This is a genomic window from Pelagibius sp., assembly GCF_965249265.1.
GTDB lineage: Bacteria > Pseudomonadota > Alphaproteobacteria > Kiloniellales > Kiloniellaceae > Pelagibius.
The window spans coordinates 1617264-1632267 of record NZ_OZ252224.1 but is presented as its reverse complement, the minus strand read 5'-3'; the positions used below and the strand labels follow the sequence as shown (position 1 = coordinate 1632267).

General features: G+C 62.5%; 17 protein-coding genes. 5 read left to right on the top strand and 12 right to left on the bottom strand.

The annotated features are described in order from the left end of the window. The first annotated feature begins 341 nt into the window (after window positions 1–341). From ACP146_RS07855 to ACP146_RS07835, 5 genes are read left to right on the top strand one after another with little or no spacing between them, the layout of a single operon-like run. Window positions 342–1691, top strand: a complete 1350-nt coding sequence (locus ACP146_RS07855) for an NAD(P)/FAD-dependent oxidoreductase (RefSeq protein ID WP_422366207.1) — start codon at window positions 342–344, stop codon at window positions 1689–1691. Continuing rightward, entirely contained in the window at window positions 1688–2518 is an 831-nt protein-coding gene (locus ACP146_RS07850) for a DUF1365 domain-containing protein (RefSeq protein ID WP_422366206.1), read from the top strand. The genes ACP146_RS07855 and ACP146_RS07850 overlap by 4 nt, the downstream gene beginning before the upstream one ends. Before the next feature lie 45 nt (window positions 2519–2563). After that, window positions 2564–3763: a class I SAM-dependent methyltransferase gene (locus ACP146_RS07845; RefSeq protein ID WP_422366205.1), complete on the top strand. Its 1200-nt coding sequence runs from the start codon at window positions 2564–2566 to the stop codon at window positions 3761–3763. Window positions 3764–3769: 6 nt separating this feature from the next. Continuing rightward, window positions 3770–5176, top strand: coding sequence for an MFS transporter (locus tag ACP146_RS07840; RefSeq protein ID WP_422366204.1), 1407 nt, complete (start codon window positions 3770–3772; stop codon window positions 5174–5176). Window positions 5177–5180: 4 nt separating this feature from the next. Then, a complete protein-coding gene (locus tag ACP146_RS07835) occupies window positions 5181–5696 on the top strand; it encodes a DUF3833 domain-containing protein (protein WP_422366203.1) in 516 nt (171 codons plus the stop codon). A gap of 19 nt (window positions 5697–5715) precedes the next feature. Here ACP146_RS07835 and ACP146_RS07830 read toward each other — a convergent pair whose 3' ends face one another. The 12 genes from ACP146_RS07830 to rpmD form a co-directional block, all read right to left on the bottom strand. Further along, a complete protein-coding gene (locus ACP146_RS07830; RefSeq protein ID WP_422366202.1) occupies window positions 5716–6144 on the bottom strand; it encodes a nuclear transport factor 2 family protein in 429 nt (142 codons plus the stop codon). A gap of 53 nt (window positions 6145–6197) precedes the next feature. Then, window positions 6198–6968, bottom strand: a complete 771-nt coding sequence (locus ACP146_RS07825; RefSeq protein ID WP_422366201.1) for an SDR family NAD(P)-dependent oxidoreductase — start codon at window positions 6966–6968, stop codon at window positions 6198–6200. Window positions 6969–7025: 57 nt separating this feature from the next. Further along, window positions 7026–7742 carry a DUF6134 family protein gene (locus ACP146_RS07820; protein WP_422369627.1) on the bottom strand — a complete coding sequence of 239 codons (717 nt, stop codon included), beginning with the start codon at window positions 7740–7742 and terminating at the stop codon, window positions 7026–7028. A gap of 152 nt (window positions 7743–7894) precedes the next feature. After that, window positions 7895–9295 carry a Do family serine endopeptidase gene (locus tag ACP146_RS07815; protein WP_422366200.1) on the bottom strand — a complete coding sequence of 467 codons (1401 nt, stop codon included), beginning with the start codon at window positions 9293–9295 and terminating at the stop codon, window positions 7895–7897. Between the two features lie 236 nt (window positions 9296–9531). Continuing rightward, window positions 9532–9954 (bottom strand): 50S ribosomal protein L17, encoded by a 423-nt coding sequence (gene rplQ, locus ACP146_RS07810; RefSeq protein ID WP_422366199.1) that lies wholly within the window; start codon window positions 9952–9954, stop codon window positions 9532–9534. Window positions 9955–10101: 147 nt separating this feature from the next. Further along, complete coding sequence (locus ACP146_RS07805) at window positions 10102–11118, bottom strand: DNA-directed RNA polymerase subunit alpha (RefSeq protein ID WP_422366198.1); 1017 nt, start codon at window positions 11116–11118, stop codon at window positions 10102–10104. 170 nt (window positions 11119–11288) lie between these two features. Then, on the bottom strand, window positions 11289–11678 hold the full coding sequence (gene rpsK, locus ACP146_RS07800; RefSeq protein ID WP_193368096.1) for a 30S ribosomal protein S11: 390 nt from the start codon (window positions 11676–11678) through the stop codon (window positions 11289–11291). A 35-nt stretch (window positions 11679–11713) separates the two neighbouring features. Beyond that, on the bottom strand, window positions 11714–12091 hold the full coding sequence (rpsM, locus tag ACP146_RS07795; protein WP_167231747.1) for a 30S ribosomal protein S13: 378 nt from the start codon (window positions 12089–12091) through the stop codon (window positions 11714–11716). Between the two features lie 134 nt (window positions 12092–12225). Then, a complete protein-coding gene (locus tag ACP146_RS07790; RefSeq protein ID WP_422366197.1) occupies window positions 12226–12876 on the bottom strand; it encodes an adenylate kinase in 651 nt (216 codons plus the stop codon). Further along, window positions 12873–14216 carry a preprotein translocase subunit SecY gene (secY, locus tag ACP146_RS07785; protein WP_422366196.1) on the bottom strand — a complete coding sequence of 448 codons (1344 nt, stop codon included), beginning with the start codon at window positions 14214–14216 and terminating at the stop codon, window positions 12873–12875. The genes ACP146_RS07790 and secY overlap by 4 nt, the downstream gene beginning before the upstream one ends. A gap of 41 nt (window positions 14217–14257) precedes the next feature. After that, window positions 14258–14752 carry a 50S ribosomal protein L15 gene (rplO, locus tag ACP146_RS07780; RefSeq protein WP_422366195.1) on the bottom strand — a complete coding sequence of 165 codons (495 nt, stop codon included), beginning with the start codon at window positions 14750–14752 and terminating at the stop codon, window positions 14258–14260. Between the two features lie 57 nt (window positions 14753–14809). Further along, a complete protein-coding gene (rpmD, locus tag ACP146_RS07775; RefSeq protein ID WP_422366194.1) occupies window positions 14810–15004 on the bottom strand; it encodes a 50S ribosomal protein L30 in 195 nt (64 codons plus the stop codon).

The following is a 15004-nucleotide window of genomic DNA, read 5'->3' as shown; positions in this document are numbered from 1 at the left end:
TGCCCAAAGAACCGCTTGCCCGATAAAATCGCCGCTCCGGCCACAAGCTGCAATCAGTTACCGCAAAATCGACCCCGCCGCCGGGCCAAAAGAACCGGATCGCCAGAGAATACCCCGCAACCGCATGATCCATTTAGGGTTTGGCGGCGTATCAGCACAAGTGGATATACAGCGGTCGGGACGGCGAAGGATCGGTTGAAAATGGTGACAGCTTTCCGATCCGCGGCCTGTCCCGAAGTGGTCAGCCGCACTAGGTAAAGGTTAGGCAGTGTTATGCTCGGTGAACGGAAATCGGGATGGTCTGAGCGCCAGCGAGCCGGCCGGGTGATTAAGGGGAGCATATGAGGATTGCAGTAGTAGGGGCCGGGATCACCGGCCTGGGTGCGGCCTGGGCACTGGATAAGCGCCATGAGGTGACTCTGTTCGAGTCCGCAGACCGTCTCGGCGGTCATGCCAACACAGTTGATGTCGCTTTGGGTGACAGCCGTTTGCCGGTGGACACCGGCTTCATCGTCTACAACAACCTCGCCTACCCCAACCTCACACGCCTTTTCGACGCGCTTTCGGTGCCGACCGAGCGCAGCGATATGTCATTCTCCGTTTCGCTGGACAATGGACGGCTGGAGTATCAAGGAAGCGCCATCGGCCTGTTCATTCAGAAGCGTAACCTGCTGCGGCCGCGCTTCTGGTCGATGCTGCGCGATCTCCTACGCTTCTATCGTCAGGCGCCGGGCGCCATGCGCGAAGCCGAGAGCACCGGCATGAGCCTCGGCGACTTGCTGGATCAAGGCGGATACGGTGAAGCCTTTACCCGCGATCACCTGCTGCCGATGGGCTCCGCGATCTGGTCCGCGCCTTTGGAAGAAATGCTAGCCTTCCCCGCTCGGTCGTTCATTCAGTTCTGCGAGAATCACGGCTTGCTGCTACTGACCGGCCGGCCGCAGTGGCGTACGGTTACCGGCGGCAGCCGTACCTATGTCGATCGCATTGCAACCGGTCTTGACGGTGACATTCGCCTGGCCAGTCCCATAACCGGCCTGCGCCGCGCGCCTGAAGGCGTTTATCTTCGCAGCGCCGGCAGCGATGAGGAACGCTTTGATCAGGTCGTCCTCGCCTGTCACGCCGACCAGGCACTGCGTATTCTCGGGGCCGAGGCGACGCTGAGGGAGCGAAGCGTTCTCGAAGCCTTCCGTTACGAGAAAAATCATGCGGTCCTTCACCAGGATACCAGCCTGATGCCCCGACGCCGCGGCGCCTGGGCAAGCTGGAACTACACCAGCGGCCATACGGAAAACGATCAAGGGGTGCGCAACGACGGTCAGAAAGTCTCCGTCACCTACTGGATGAACAAGCTGCAGAACCTTGAGCGACGCCATCCGCTGTTCGTCACCTTAAACCCGGAACGCGCACCCGCCGCCGACAAGGTGCTGCAATCCTTCGACTACGACCATCCGCTGTTCGATGGCGCCGCCTTGCGGGCGCAGAAATCGCTGCCCGACATCCAGGGCTCTCTGAGAACCTGGTTCTGCGGATCCTATTGCGGATATGGCTTTCACGAGGATGGCCTGCAGGCCGGCCTCGGTGTCGCCGCCGCCCTGGGCGCGCCTGCCCCTTGGGCACACGAAGTCGTGCCTCGCAGTCCCGCTGCCGAGGCGACTGTGCCCGCCGCCTTGCTGGAGGCCGCGGAGTGAGGGAAAAGCGTGGCAAGGATGCAGAGAGCGGCTTGGACGGCAAGGAGCAGGCCCTGACCTCCTGCCTCTACTTCGGCCAGGTGATGCACAAGCGTCTGCGCCCCTTCACACACCGTTTCCGCTACCGGGTGTTCTCGCTGTTTCTCGATCTCGACGAGTTGCCGAAGCTGACCCGCCGTCTGCCGCTGATCTCGCATAACCGCTTCAACGTTTTCAGCTTTCATGACGGCGATCACGGGCCGCGCGACGGCTCGCCGCTGCGGGCCTGGGCCGAGGCCGAGCTGGCCGCCGCCGGCATCGATCTTGAGGGCGGCAGGCTTCAGCTGCTCTGCTTTCCGCGTATTTTCGGCTACGTCTTCAATCCGCTGACCATTTGGTTCTGCCGCCATCGTGACGGCTCTCTCCGCGCGATCATCTACGAGGTGAAAAACACCTTCGGAGAACAGCACTGCTATCTCATCCCCATTGTCGGCGGGGACCGGGACCGCCAGGCCATTCTGCAGAGCTGCGAGAAGGCGTTCTACGTCTCTCCCTTTATCGAGATGTCGGCGGCCTACCGCTTTCGCCTGCGGGAACCGGATGAAGGTCTCTCCGTGCTCATACGACAATCGGTTGCAGAGGGGGAAATTCTTCTCGCGACCCTGACCGGACGCCGGGTCGCCGTCGATGGCGGCGGCCTCTGGAAGGCATTGCTGCGATATCCTCTGATGACCGCCAAGGTGATGGCGGCAATCCATTGGGAAGCGCTGTGGCTTTGGCGCAAGGGCGCAACCTTTCATCAGCGCGGTGCCCCGCCGGCACAGGCCGTTACCCGCACTGCGCCATAACTGCTTTCCCGATCAGCACTTTACAACAGCCATATGGACATCGCGATGAACCTTAGGCAAAACAGTCTTGTGTCCATTGGTCCTTACAGACTCCTGATCACCTTGGGCCGCTGCCTGCGCGCCGGTTCTGTCTTGATGGAGTTGCCGGATGGTTCGCGGCACCTCTTCGAAGGCGAAGAACCTGGGCCCTCAGCAGCGCTGAAGGTCATCAGGCCACGCTTCGTCCGCCGCTTGCTGCTTGGCGGACACAACGGCTTTGCCGAAGCCTATGTGGACGGCGATTTCGAGACCGAAGACCTCACCGCAATGATCGAGTTGGGCGCCTTGAACGAGGCCGCCTGGCAACGCGTGGTGCATGGCCATCCGGTTATGCGTTTTCTGAACCGCCTGCCGCATCTGTTGCGCGCCAACTCGAAGAGCGGTTCAAAGCGCAACATCGCTTACCACTACGATCTCGGAAATGCTTTCTACGAGCAGTGGCTCGATCCCAGCATGACCTACTCCTCGGCGGTTTTCACGTCGGAGGGCGACAGCCTGGAAGCGGCGCAGCAGAACAAGTATCGGGCCATGACCGAACTTGCCGATCTCTCGCCGGACCATCACCTGCTGGAGGTTGGCTGCGGCTGGGGCGGCTTTGCCGCCTTCGCGGCAAAGGAGGCCGGTTGCCGGGTCACCGGCATCACGATATCGGAGGAACAGTACGACTACGCCCGCAAGCGCGTTCATCTCGATGGTCTTGCCGAGAAGGTGGAGATCCGTCGCCAGGACTACCGCGACGTGACCGGCCGCTTCGACCGGGTTGCCTCCATCGAGATGTTCGAGGCCGTGGGCGAGCGTTATTGGCCGGTCTTCTTCGGCAAGCTGCGCGATGCGCTGAGCCCGGAAGGACGCATCGCTCTGCAGATCATCACCATCGACGATGCGATCTGGGAGCCCTATCGGCGCAGCGCCGATTTCATTCAACGCCACATCTTCCCTGGGGGCCTGCTGCCCTCGCGTCAGGCCTTGAAGAACACTGTTCAGGCGGCGGGCCTGGAATGGATCGGCGACAGAGGCTTCGGTCACGACTATGCGCGCACGCTGGCGGATTGGTCGCAGCGTTTCGAAGCCGCCTGGCCGGACATTTCGGCGCTCGGCTATGACGAACGTTTCCGGCGCATGTGGCATTACTACCTCGCCTACTGCAACGTGGGATTCAAGATCGGTCGCATCGACGTCCGCCAGATCGCCCTCTCCCGCGGGTAGCCAACCTTGTCCCAAGCGAACGCTGCCAGCGCGGGGCTCTCCCGCTCCATGTTGTTTGCCTATGGCCTGCCGGGCCTGCCTCTGGCCGCGCTCGGTGTTCCGCTATACGTCTACCTGCCGGCCTTCTATGCGGAGGAGTTGGGCCTGGGCCTGGCGTCGGTCGGTGGGGCCCTCCTGATCGCCCGCATCTGGGATCTTTTGACCGATCCGCTGATGGGCCGCGTTTCCGATGCCTTGCCGACACCTTGGGGACGCCGGCGCCCCTGGATGCTGCTCGGCATTCCCTTCCTCCTGATTTCTGCATGGTTTCTCTTTCTGCCTGAGGAGGCCCCCGGCTTCCTCTACCTCATGGCCTGGACCATGGCGCTCTACTTCGGCAGCACCATGATCCTGCTGCCCTACAGCGCCTGGGGCGCCGAGCTGTCGCAAAGCTATAACGAGCGCAGCCGGATCACCGCCTGGCGCGAAGGTTTCGTGGTGGTCGGCACCGTCGCGGCAGCGGCCCTGCCCAGCTTCACCGGTGACGACAGAGGCCTGACGCTTGAATGGCTGCTGATCGGCATAATTGTGCTGCTGCCACTTTGTGTTGTAGCGGCCTGCGCGATGGTAAACGAGCCGTCCAGACAACCGCCAAAGCCGCTTTCCTGGCGCCGTTCGGCGGCGATTTTGTTCGGCAACGGCCCTTTCCTCAGGCTGATTTCGGCCTATTTCCTCAATGGGATAGCGATCGGGCTGCCGTCAACGTTGTTCCTGCTTTATGTGAAATTTGGATTGGAAGCCGAATCTTGGACCGGGCCTCTTTTGCTCACCTATTTCGTCTGCGGCATCGCCGCCCTGCCCCTATGGCTGTGGCTGGCGAAACGCATCGGCAAGCATCGGGCCTGGTGCACGGCAATGCTGGGGGCCTGCGCGGTCTTCGTCTGGGTACCCTTGTTGGGACCGGGCGACACCTGGGCCTTTCTCGTCATCTGCATCCTGTCCGGCATCGCATTGGGGGCGGATCTGGCGTTGCCCCCGGCGATACAGGCGGACGTCATCGACCTGGACAGGCTGCGCAGCGGCAGCGAGCGGGCCGGGGTTTACTTCGGGCTCTGGGGCGTCGCAACCAAGCTGGCGCTGGCATTGGCGGTAGGCCTTTCTTTTCCCTTGTTGGACTTGGCCGGCTTCGATCCGGCGGCGGAGCAGCCTGGCGCGGTTTGGTCGCTGGCGCTGCTCTATGGTCTGGCGCCGGTGGTCTTCAAGCTGGCGGCAATCGCTTTGGTCTGGCAATTCCCGATCACACAGCAGCGTCAGCGCCGCGTCCGCGCGCTCATCGAGCGGCGCGAAAACAGACGATCAACAGTTCCAGAGACAGGCAATGTTTCTTTTACGGTGCATCGCAACGACCCTTCTTCTCATCACGGCAGGCTGTAGCAGCATGACCCCCGAACAGTTCGACGGACGCGAACCGCGGCTCTTGATCGAAGAATACTTCGCCGGAAACACGCGGGCCTGGGGCATCTTCGTAGACCGTTTCGGCAACCTGCGGCGCGACTTCGTGGTCGACATCGAAGGCACCTGGGACGGCGAACAGCTCACCCTTGTCGAGGATTTCGTCTACTCCGACGGCGAAACGGAGCAGCGCATCTGGACCATCACAAAGCTCGATGAACACCGCTACGAAGGGACCGCCGCCGACGTGATCGGCGAGGCCGAAGGCGTGTCCTACGGCAATGCCCTCAATTGGCGCTACACGCTGGCCTTGAAAGTCGGAGAGTCAACCTGGAACGTGAACTTCGACGATTGGATGTTCCTGCAGCCGGATGATGTCCTCTTCAACCGGGCCAGGGTCAGCAAGTTCGGTCTGGATATCGGCGAGGTGACGATTTTCTTTCAGAAAATGCCGGCCCAGAACGCCAGTGAGTCTGAAGCCCACAGCGTAGCCGCCGAGTGATTAAAAGCGGTTCCGAGAGTCAGGCGGCGATCTTACGCCGCATCAGACGCAAGACGCCGCCGATCAAGGGAATCTTCTCATAGATCTGTCCGGCGGCATCGTAGTAGTCGATATGCGCTGTGGCCTTGCCGTCGTCGCGAAAATCGATCCGGCTCATGCCTTCTATCAGCCAGACTTTCGTCTTGCCTTTCGGCGTGATCTCAAACACCCAAACCAGATAGGCCGAGTTGCCGTTCACGGCATAGCTCTGCACTTTGAACTTATGCTCGTCGACGTCGTCGAACATCTTCTCAAAGACACGCCGCACCGCGGCAACGCCCCGGGCATCATTAAAGGGATCGCGAAAACGCGCGTCGCTGCTGAAGACCTCTTCAAACCGGTTCAGACTCTCCGGTGTCAGGTTTTCGAAAAAGGTGATGTAGTCGGATACGGCCGCATCAGAGATCATTCGGCAAAAGTCCTCAATGGTGAAACCACTATCGTCCGTCAGCGTTTCGGCCCTCAGCGTTTCGACAGGGTTCGCCGCGTCAGCGCAAAGAACAGGCGGTAAGGTAGGAGCCTTAGCAGCTTCATCAAGTAGGCAAAACGCCGCGGAAAGACAATCTCGAACTGTGTGGACTGCAGGCCGCGGAAGAAGGCTCCCGCCGCCTTGTCGACCGGCATGAGAAAGGGCATCGGGAAATCGTTCTTGTCCGTCAAGGGCGTCTCGACGAAGCCGGGATTGACCACCTGAAGGGTAACCCCGAGACCTTCCAATTCGGGCCTCAGCGCTTCGGCCATATTGATGACGGCGGCCTTGCTGGCGCCGTAGCCGGCGGCTGACGGAAGTCCGGAGTAGCCGGCCAGGGAAGCGACCAAGGCAACCTGCCCCTGGCTCCGCCCGATCATCGCCGGCAGCAGGCCCTCCAGACAATGGGCAATGCCCATCACGTTCAAGTTCAGCAAGGCCGCGACGTCATCGGCCTTGAAGCTCTCGGCGGACATGGGGCGGTGACTGCCGGCATTCAAAACCGCCAGACCGATGGGGGCGATGTCGGTTTCAATATGCCGCACCGCCGCCGCAACGGCGGTGGCATCGGTGACATCCAGGGGAACCAGCGAGATCCTGCCCGGCAGGCCGGCCGCCTCCGTTCGGAGACTCTCCAACGCCTCCTGCCCGCGGGCCGAGGCCACGACATGCCAGCCCTCCGCCGCGCAGCGTAGCGCCAAGGCCCGGCCGAGCCCTGTCGAGGCGCCGGTTATCCAGGCACAATGATCTTTCTGAAGAGGCACCCTTGAATCCCTAGCGGCAATCGCCGTGTGATTGCCGGACCGGACGCGGCAAACCCTTTACTGAAGGCTCGACTGCTGATTGTCCACCAGTCCCCGATGCGGTCCGACGGGTACATAGTCGATGGTCGCCCCACGTGCTGTAAAGGCGATCTTCATCCACTCGCCCCCGGGGGCGTACCAGAGATCGGCATCCAGGTCGCCGTTGAGGTCGAACTTCTTCGCCGGCAGGCGCTGTTCAGCGGCCAGAACCTCGTCCAGGCCCTTGGGGTTGGTTGAGACGGCCAGCAAGCGTCCGCGTTGGGTATCCAGGAGCTGGTCCTGCTCCACGGTGGCGGGGTTCCAGTAACTGGTCGGCAGAATGTCGCCGGGTGCGACGAAACTGCCTTCCTTGTTTTCAACCAGCAGACCTTCGTCGGTCGCACGGGCCGAGACAAAGTATTCGTCGCCGTCATCGTAGGTGCGGCTTTCAAGAGAGACCAGCCGCCCGTCGCGCCAGATTTCCTTGTTGCGGTGCTCGTAGCGGAAAACCGTGATGAAAGCCAAGTTGACCTTCAGGTCGATGGCGATGTCGACATGCAGCTCTTCGCCGACTTCTTCAAAGCTAATGCTGTGACTGCCGATGTTCGAGCCGTCCCTCATGACTTTGAAAGACAGTGGATCCGGCGCATCCATACCGGCTTCCGTCGCCTTCAAGTCCTTTGCCGGTGTGAAAGCGGTCAATCCCGCGGCAACCAAGACCGCCAGCAGACCCGTTCGAAGTCCGGATGTTTGCATGCGCTTCAATGCCACCACTCCCATCTTCGCGACTGCAGCACGCCCCGGGGCCGCAGTTTTGCTTGGTTTACCCAATCTCTTTACGATGCGCGGAGGGGATTGGATCGCCTGAAATCGGCCGTAAGCGGCAGATTCTTAAGAAATATCGGCTTTCAGGAGCCGAAAGCGACCTTGCGGAGCTTCCCATCCCGCTTGAACACCACTTCCCAGCGGTCGGCGCTGCGGTCCAGCGCGGCCGCAAGGTCGGCGGAATTGAGATGGGACTGGCCGTTGATGGAAAGAATGATGTCGTTGGCCCGGAATCCGACCCTCTGGGCCGGGGTGCCGCGCTGAACCCGGATGATGATCACCCCTTTCCAGGCGCCGGCGAGATCGCGTTCCTCGGCCAAAGCCGGCGAGAGGCTGGCCACCACGGCCCCGCCCAGCGGATGGTGGCCGAGCAGCCGGATCTCATTGCGCAAGGGGGATTCCGGCGGTGCCTCCAGCGGCAACCTGGCCGAGATCAGCTTGCCCTGACGATAGAAACCGACGTTCACGGCTTGCCCCAGTTCCCCCGTCGCGACCCGATAGTTCAGGGCCTCGATGTCGTTCACCGGCTGGTCATCGACCGTCACCAGAACATCCCCCGCCTTGATACCGGCGCGGTCGGCCGGGCCATCCGGAAAGGTTTCGTTGATCACCACACCGCCGGGCCGCTCAAGACGCAGCCCCTCGGCCAGATCCGAGGTCAGCGTCTGGCCCGAGAGGCCGGTCCAGGCGCGAACCAGGGCGCCGCCCGTGCGCGCGCTGGCAACCACGGTCCGCACCATGTTGGCGGGGATCGCAAAGCCGATACCGACCGACCCGCCGCTACGTGAATAGATGGCCGTATTGATGCCGATCAGGCGGCCGTCGGTGGTGATCAGCGCGCCGCCGGAATTGCCCGGATTGATGGCGGCGTCGGTCTGGATAAAAAAACTGAAATCGGTGATTCCGACCTGCGTGCGTGCCAGGGCCGAAACGATGCCGCTGGTCACCGTCTGACCCACGCCGAAGGGGTTGCCCAGCGCCAGCACCAGGTCGCCGACTTCCACGGTGTCGGAATCGCGAAAGGCAATGGACGGCAGGGTCTCGCCCTCGGGATCGATCTGTAAAATCGCCAGATCGGTCCGCGGGTCGGCGAGAACCAGTTCGGCCTCGAACTCGCGCCGATCGTTGAGAACCACCTTGATGAGTTCGGCGCCCTTGATAACGTGCTCGTTGGTCACGATGAAGCCCAGCGGATCGACGATCACCCCGGAGCCGAGGGAGGAGGGTTGCCCCTGGCGCCGCCCCTGGCCGCGCGGGCCGCCGCCGAAGAACCGGCGGAAAAAGGGATCGTCCAGCAACGAGCTTGTCCGGCGCTGCTTCTGAACCTTGCGCTTGGTGAAGATGTTGACCACGGCAGGGGCCGCTTGGCGCACCACGGGCGCGAAGGACAGCATGACCGCGTCGCGGTTCTCGGGAACCACCCGCTCCTGCGCCCCAGCCGGCGAAACGAGTGCAGCGGCGAGGAGCAGCACAGCACCGAGCACAAGCAGCCGTCCGCGGTCCCTACGTCCTCCGAATGGACGGACTTTAGGGCTGAAAGGAACGGGTTGCGCTGGGTTGTATCGGCTCAAGACTTTTCTCCTGTCCTGACTTTCGCCCAGAATCTCACAGCTGGGAATCTCATAATTGGGGCCGCATCCGCAGGGGTCAAACAAGAAAGGCAGCCGTTGAAGGCTGCCTTTCGCTAACGTGATGGCCCGTGAGGCCGCTGACGTGAGGGTCAATCCTCGTCTTCGTCGTCCTCGACATCCTGGCTGGGGCCGGAATCCTGCCCCTTGGCGTCGAGGTCTCGGTCAACCAGTTCGATGATCGCCATCGGCGCCATATCGCCATACCGGTGGCCGGCCTTCAGCACCCGGCTGTAGCCGCCTTTGCGCTCTTTGTAGCGGCCAGCCAGCTCATCGAAAAGCTTCTCTGTCAGCCCGGTGTCGCGCAGCACGGAGAGTGCCTGGCGGCGGGCGTGAAGATCGCCGCGCTTACCCAGGGTAATCAGGCGGTCGATGACGCGGCGCAGGTCTTTTGCCTTCGGCAAGGTGGTTTTGATCTGCTCATGCTTGATGAGCGCGGCCGCCATGTTCGCGAACATGGCCTTGCGGTGGCTTGCCGTACGATTGAAACGCCGGCCATGAAGCCCGTGACGCATGTCTCTTCCTTCCTTCTACCCTGGCCTCGCGCACGAGACCGATTGCATTGCCGCCTGCCGGATGGGTGATCCCTCGAGGATCCCTTATCAGTACAGACGGGGGGAGCGGACTGCTCCGAACGTTTCGTCGCCCCAGTAGGGCTCTTCCTAGTAGGGCTCTTCCAGGCGCTTGGCCAGTTCCTCGATGTTCTCGGGCGGCCAGCTGGGGATTTCCATACCCAGATGCAGCCCCATGGAGGAGAGCACTTCCTTGATTTCGTTCAGCGATTTCCGGCCGAAGTTCGGGGTGCGAAGCATCTCCCCTTCGGTCTTCTGCACCAGATCGCCGATGTAGACGATGTTGTCGTTCTTCAGGCAGTTGGCCGAGCGGACGGAAAGCTCCAGTTCCTCGACCTTGCGCAGCAGATTGCGGTTGAACGGCGGCTCGCTCGGCGCTTCCTCATCGTGGCGGGCCTGCGGCTCGTCGAAGTTGATGAAGAGCTGCAACTGGTCCTGCAGAATACGCGCGGCCAGCGCGACGGCATCCTCAGGGGTCACCGCGCCATTGGTCTCGATCTCCATGGTGAGCATGTCGTAGTCGGTGACCTGACCGACACGGGTGTTGTCCACCTTGTAGGAGATCTTGCGCACCGGAGAGAAGATGGAGTCGACCGGCACCAGGCCGATCGGCGCGTCTTCCGGACGGTTCTGGGTGGCCGGCACATAGCCCTTGCCGGTCTCCACCGTCAGTTCCATGTCGATGCGCGCACCGTCATCCAGGGTGCAGAGCACGAGGCCCGGGTTCATGATTTCGATGTCATGACCGGTGTCGATCTGCCCGGCGGTGACTTCACCCGGCCCCTCGCCGCGCAGGCGCATGCGCTTGGGGCCCTCGCCGCCCATACGCAGGGCGATGGCCTTTACGTTCAGCACCACGTCGGTCACATCTTCGCGGACCCCCGGGATCGAGGAGAATTCGTGCAGAACCCCGTCGATCTGGATGGAGGTCACGGCCGCCCCGTGCAGGGACGACAGCAGGACGCGACGCAGCGCGTTGCCCAGGGTCAGGCCAAAGCCGCGCTCCAGCGGCTCGGCGACCACCTTGGCGACGCGATGGGCGTCCGGTCCCGGCTGGATGTCCAGCTTTGTCGGCTTGATCAGTTCGGTCCAGTTTTTTTGCAGCACGCTGGTGCCCTCACGACTTTTAGGCTGTTCGGATCCTCAGTCGAGCCAGAGCGGTTTTCCCGTCTGCTCAGATTGGGCGTGATGCCGGCAGCCTCCGGTCATCGCCAATCTCGTTTGGGGGCCGTCACCGGCGGGCAGAAACCGCCCGGTATTGCCCCCGGCCCTCTGCGTCAGACGCGGCGACGCTTGGGCGGCCGGCAACCGTTATGCGGAATCGGCGTCACGTCGCGGATTGCAGTGATGGTGAAGCCCACCGCCTGCAGGGCCCGCAGGGCCGATTCGCGGCCCGAACCCGGGCCCTTCACGTTGACTTCCAGGGTCCGCATGCCGTGTTCCTGCGCTTTTTTGCCGGCATCCTCGGCGGCGATCTGCGCCGCATAGGGGGTCGACTTGCGCGAGCCCTTGAAGCCCTGACCGCCGGCCGAAGACCAGGAAATGGTGTTCCCCTGGACATCGGTGATGGTGATCATGGTGTTGTTGAACGTGGCGTTCACATGCGCGATGCCGGAGCTGATGTTCTTCTTCTCGCGGCGGCGCAGACGCGCTTGGGGTTTGGCCATGGCCTTGCTACTCGTTTCCTGATGCTAAACGCTGATTATCTGGCGGCTTTCTTCTTGCCGGCGATCGGCCGCGCCGGGCCCTTGCGGGTCCTGGCGTTGGTGCTGGTCCGCTGACCGCGCACCGGCAGGCCCTTGCGATGGCGCAGGCCGCGATAGCAACCCAGATCCATCAGACGCTTGATGTTCATTGCAACTTCGCGGCGCAGGTCGCCCTCTACCGCGTAATCCCTGTCGATGGTCTCGCGCACGCGCACCACCTCGTCGTCGGTCAACTCGTTGACCCGGCGTTCCCGCGGAATGCCCACCTTCTGGCAGATTTCGGTGGCCTTGGTCCGGCCGATTCCGTGGATATAGGTCAAGGCAATCTCGACCCGCTTCTGCGTCGGAATGTTGACGCCAGCAATACGTGCCACTTCGCGAACTCCTTAAACGCCGCGGACTCGGGCCCGCAAACGCCCGAAAACCATGTCTAGACAAGCAGAAGAGTCCGGTCGCCCGAGGCGCCGGAAACGCTGGATTATAGAAAGAGCCGGGGACGAGTCAACCACTAAGCCGCCCCCAAAGCATCTTCGATTTGAGCCGTCACTTCGTCGATCCCGGTCATGCCGTCGACCGCCTTCAGAACGCCCTTTTCGCCGTAGTACGGCAGGATCGGCGCGGTCTGGGCATGATAGGCCGCCAGGCGGCTGCGCACCGTCTCGGCGGTGTCGTCGCTGCGCCGGGTGAATTCGGTTCCGCCACAGGCATCGCAGACCCCGGCCACTCTGGGCTGCTGGAAGCTGTCGTGATAGCCGGCGCCACAGTTGGCGCAGGTGTAGCGCCCGGTGATGCGATCCACCAGGATCTCGTCCTGCACCTTCATCTCGATGACGGAATGCAGCTTCAGGCCCTTTTCCGCCAGCATGCTGTCCAGTGCCTCGGCCTGGGGCGTGGTGCGCGGGAAGCCGTCGAGGATGAAGCCGTTGGTGCAGTCGGGCTGGTCGATCCGGTCGGAAATCAGGTCGATCATCAGGTCGTCCGGCACCAACTGTCCCGCGTCCATGATCTCCTTGGCCTTTTTGCCGAGATCATTGCCGGAAGCCACCGCCGCCCGCAGCATGTCGCCGGTCGAAAGCTGGATCAATTTATGCTTTTCTTCCAGGCGCTTAGCCTGAGTCCCCTTGCCCGCCCCCGGCGGGCCCAACAGAATCACATTCATCCGCGCCGCCCCTTCAGCTTGGACTTCTTGATCAGCCCTTCGTACTGCTGCGCCAGCAGATGCGCGTGGATCTGCCCGACGGTGTCCATGGTCACCGTGACCACGATCAGCAACGAGGTGCCGCCAAAGTAGAACGGGAAGTTGTACTCGGCCCGCAGGATTTCCGGCATCAATGCGACAACCGCCAGATAGATTGCACCGACTGTGCCCAGGCGGGTCATGATGCGGCGCAGGAAATCAGCCGTATTGCGGCCGGGGCGGATGCCCGGAATGAAGCCGCCATGCTTCTTCAGATTGTCGGCCGTGTCATCCGGATTGAAGACAATGCCGGTGTAGAAGAAGGCGAAGAAAATGATCAGCGCGGCATAAATCCCCAGATAAAGGGGCTGCCCCTGGCCCAGATTCGCCACCACCCAGCTCAGCCATTCCGGCCCGGCGCCGCCGGAGAAACCGGCCACCGTCAGCGGCAGCAGCAGGAGCGAAGACGCGAAGATCACCGGGATAACGCCGGAGGGATTGAGCTTCAGCGGCAGGTGCGAGGCCTCGCCCCCGAACATCTTGTTGCCGACCTGGCGTTTCGGGTATTGGACCACGATGCGGCGCTGGGCGCGCTCGATGAAGACGATGAAGGCGATCACGGCGACCGAGCCGACCAGCAGCAGGACGATCACCAGAGCCGAGAGCACGCCGGTGCGGCCCAGTTCCAGCACCTCCACCAAAGCCAGGGGCAGGTTGGCGACAATGCCGGCGAAGATGATCAGCGAGATGCCGTTGCCGACGCCGCGCTGCGTGATCTGCTCGCCCAGCCACATCAGGAAGATGGTGCCGCCGGTAAGCGTGATCACCGTGGTCAGGCGGAAGAACAGGCCGGGGTCGATCACCGCCGAGCCGCTCGGCCCCTGGGTCGCCTCCAAGCCGACGGCGATGCCGTAGGACTGGAACATCGCCAGCACCACGGTGCCGTAGCGGGTGTACTGATTGATCTTCTTGCGCCCCGCCTCGCCCTCTTTTTTCAGGGCTTCGAGGGTCGGCGATACCGCCGTCAGCAGCTGCATGATAATGGCAGCCGAGATGTAGGGCATGATGTTGAGGGCGAAGATCGTCATGCGGCTGAGGGCGCCGCCGGCGAACATGTCGAAAACGCCGATGATGCCACCGGCCTGCTGCGAGAAGATCTGCTCCAGAATCAGCGGATCGACACCGGGGATAGGAATATAGGTTCCCAGCCGGTAGATGATCAGGGCCCCGAGCGTAAACCAGATGCGCTTCTTCAGTTCCGGCGCCTTGGCGAAGGCGCCGAAGTTGATGTTGGCGGCAAGTTGCTCGGCAGCAGAGGCCATGGGCTATCTCTCTCGGGTTCGGGGCGGCCTGGGCCTCCCGATCATTCGGACGCCGGAGCGGCCTCGGCAACCGGTGCCTTGACCACGACGGTCACGGAACCGCCGGCTTTCTCGACCGCTTCCACCGCCGCCTTGGAGGCGCCGGCGACGGTCACATCTATCTTGGCCTTGAGCTCACCCTTTGCAAGCAAACGGATGCCGTCGCCCGCGGTCTTGACCAGGCCGGCCTCGCGCAGCGCCGCGGCGTCGACCGGCTTCTTGGCATCCAGACGGCCGGCGTCGATCGCCTGCTGCAGGCGGCCGAGGTTCACGACCTTGAAGGACTTGGCAAAGATGTTGTTGAAGCCGCGCTTCGGCAGACGCCGGTGCAGCGGCATCTGGCCGCCCTCAAAGCCCTTGATGGCCACGCCGGAGCGCGCCTTCTGGCCCTTGTGGCCCTGGCCCGAGGTCTTGCCCTTGCCCGAACCGATACCGCGCCCGATGCGCTTGCGGTTTTTGGTGGCGCCCTGATTGTCGCTCAACTGATTGAGTTTCATCGCTTTTCGTCCCTAACGGGCTGGTCCTGGGAGCCGCCCGCCACAACCCATCGCGTCTCAGGCTTCGCCTTCGACACGCACCAGATGGCTAACCTTGTTGATCATGCCGCGCACCGAAGGTGTGTCTTCCAGTTCGCGCGAACGGTTCATTTTGTTCAGTCCGAGGCCCACCAGGGTTGCCCGCTGGTCTTTGCGCCGACCAATGGGGCTGCCGATCTGGGTGACCTTCAGGGTTTTCTTTGCCGCAGCCAT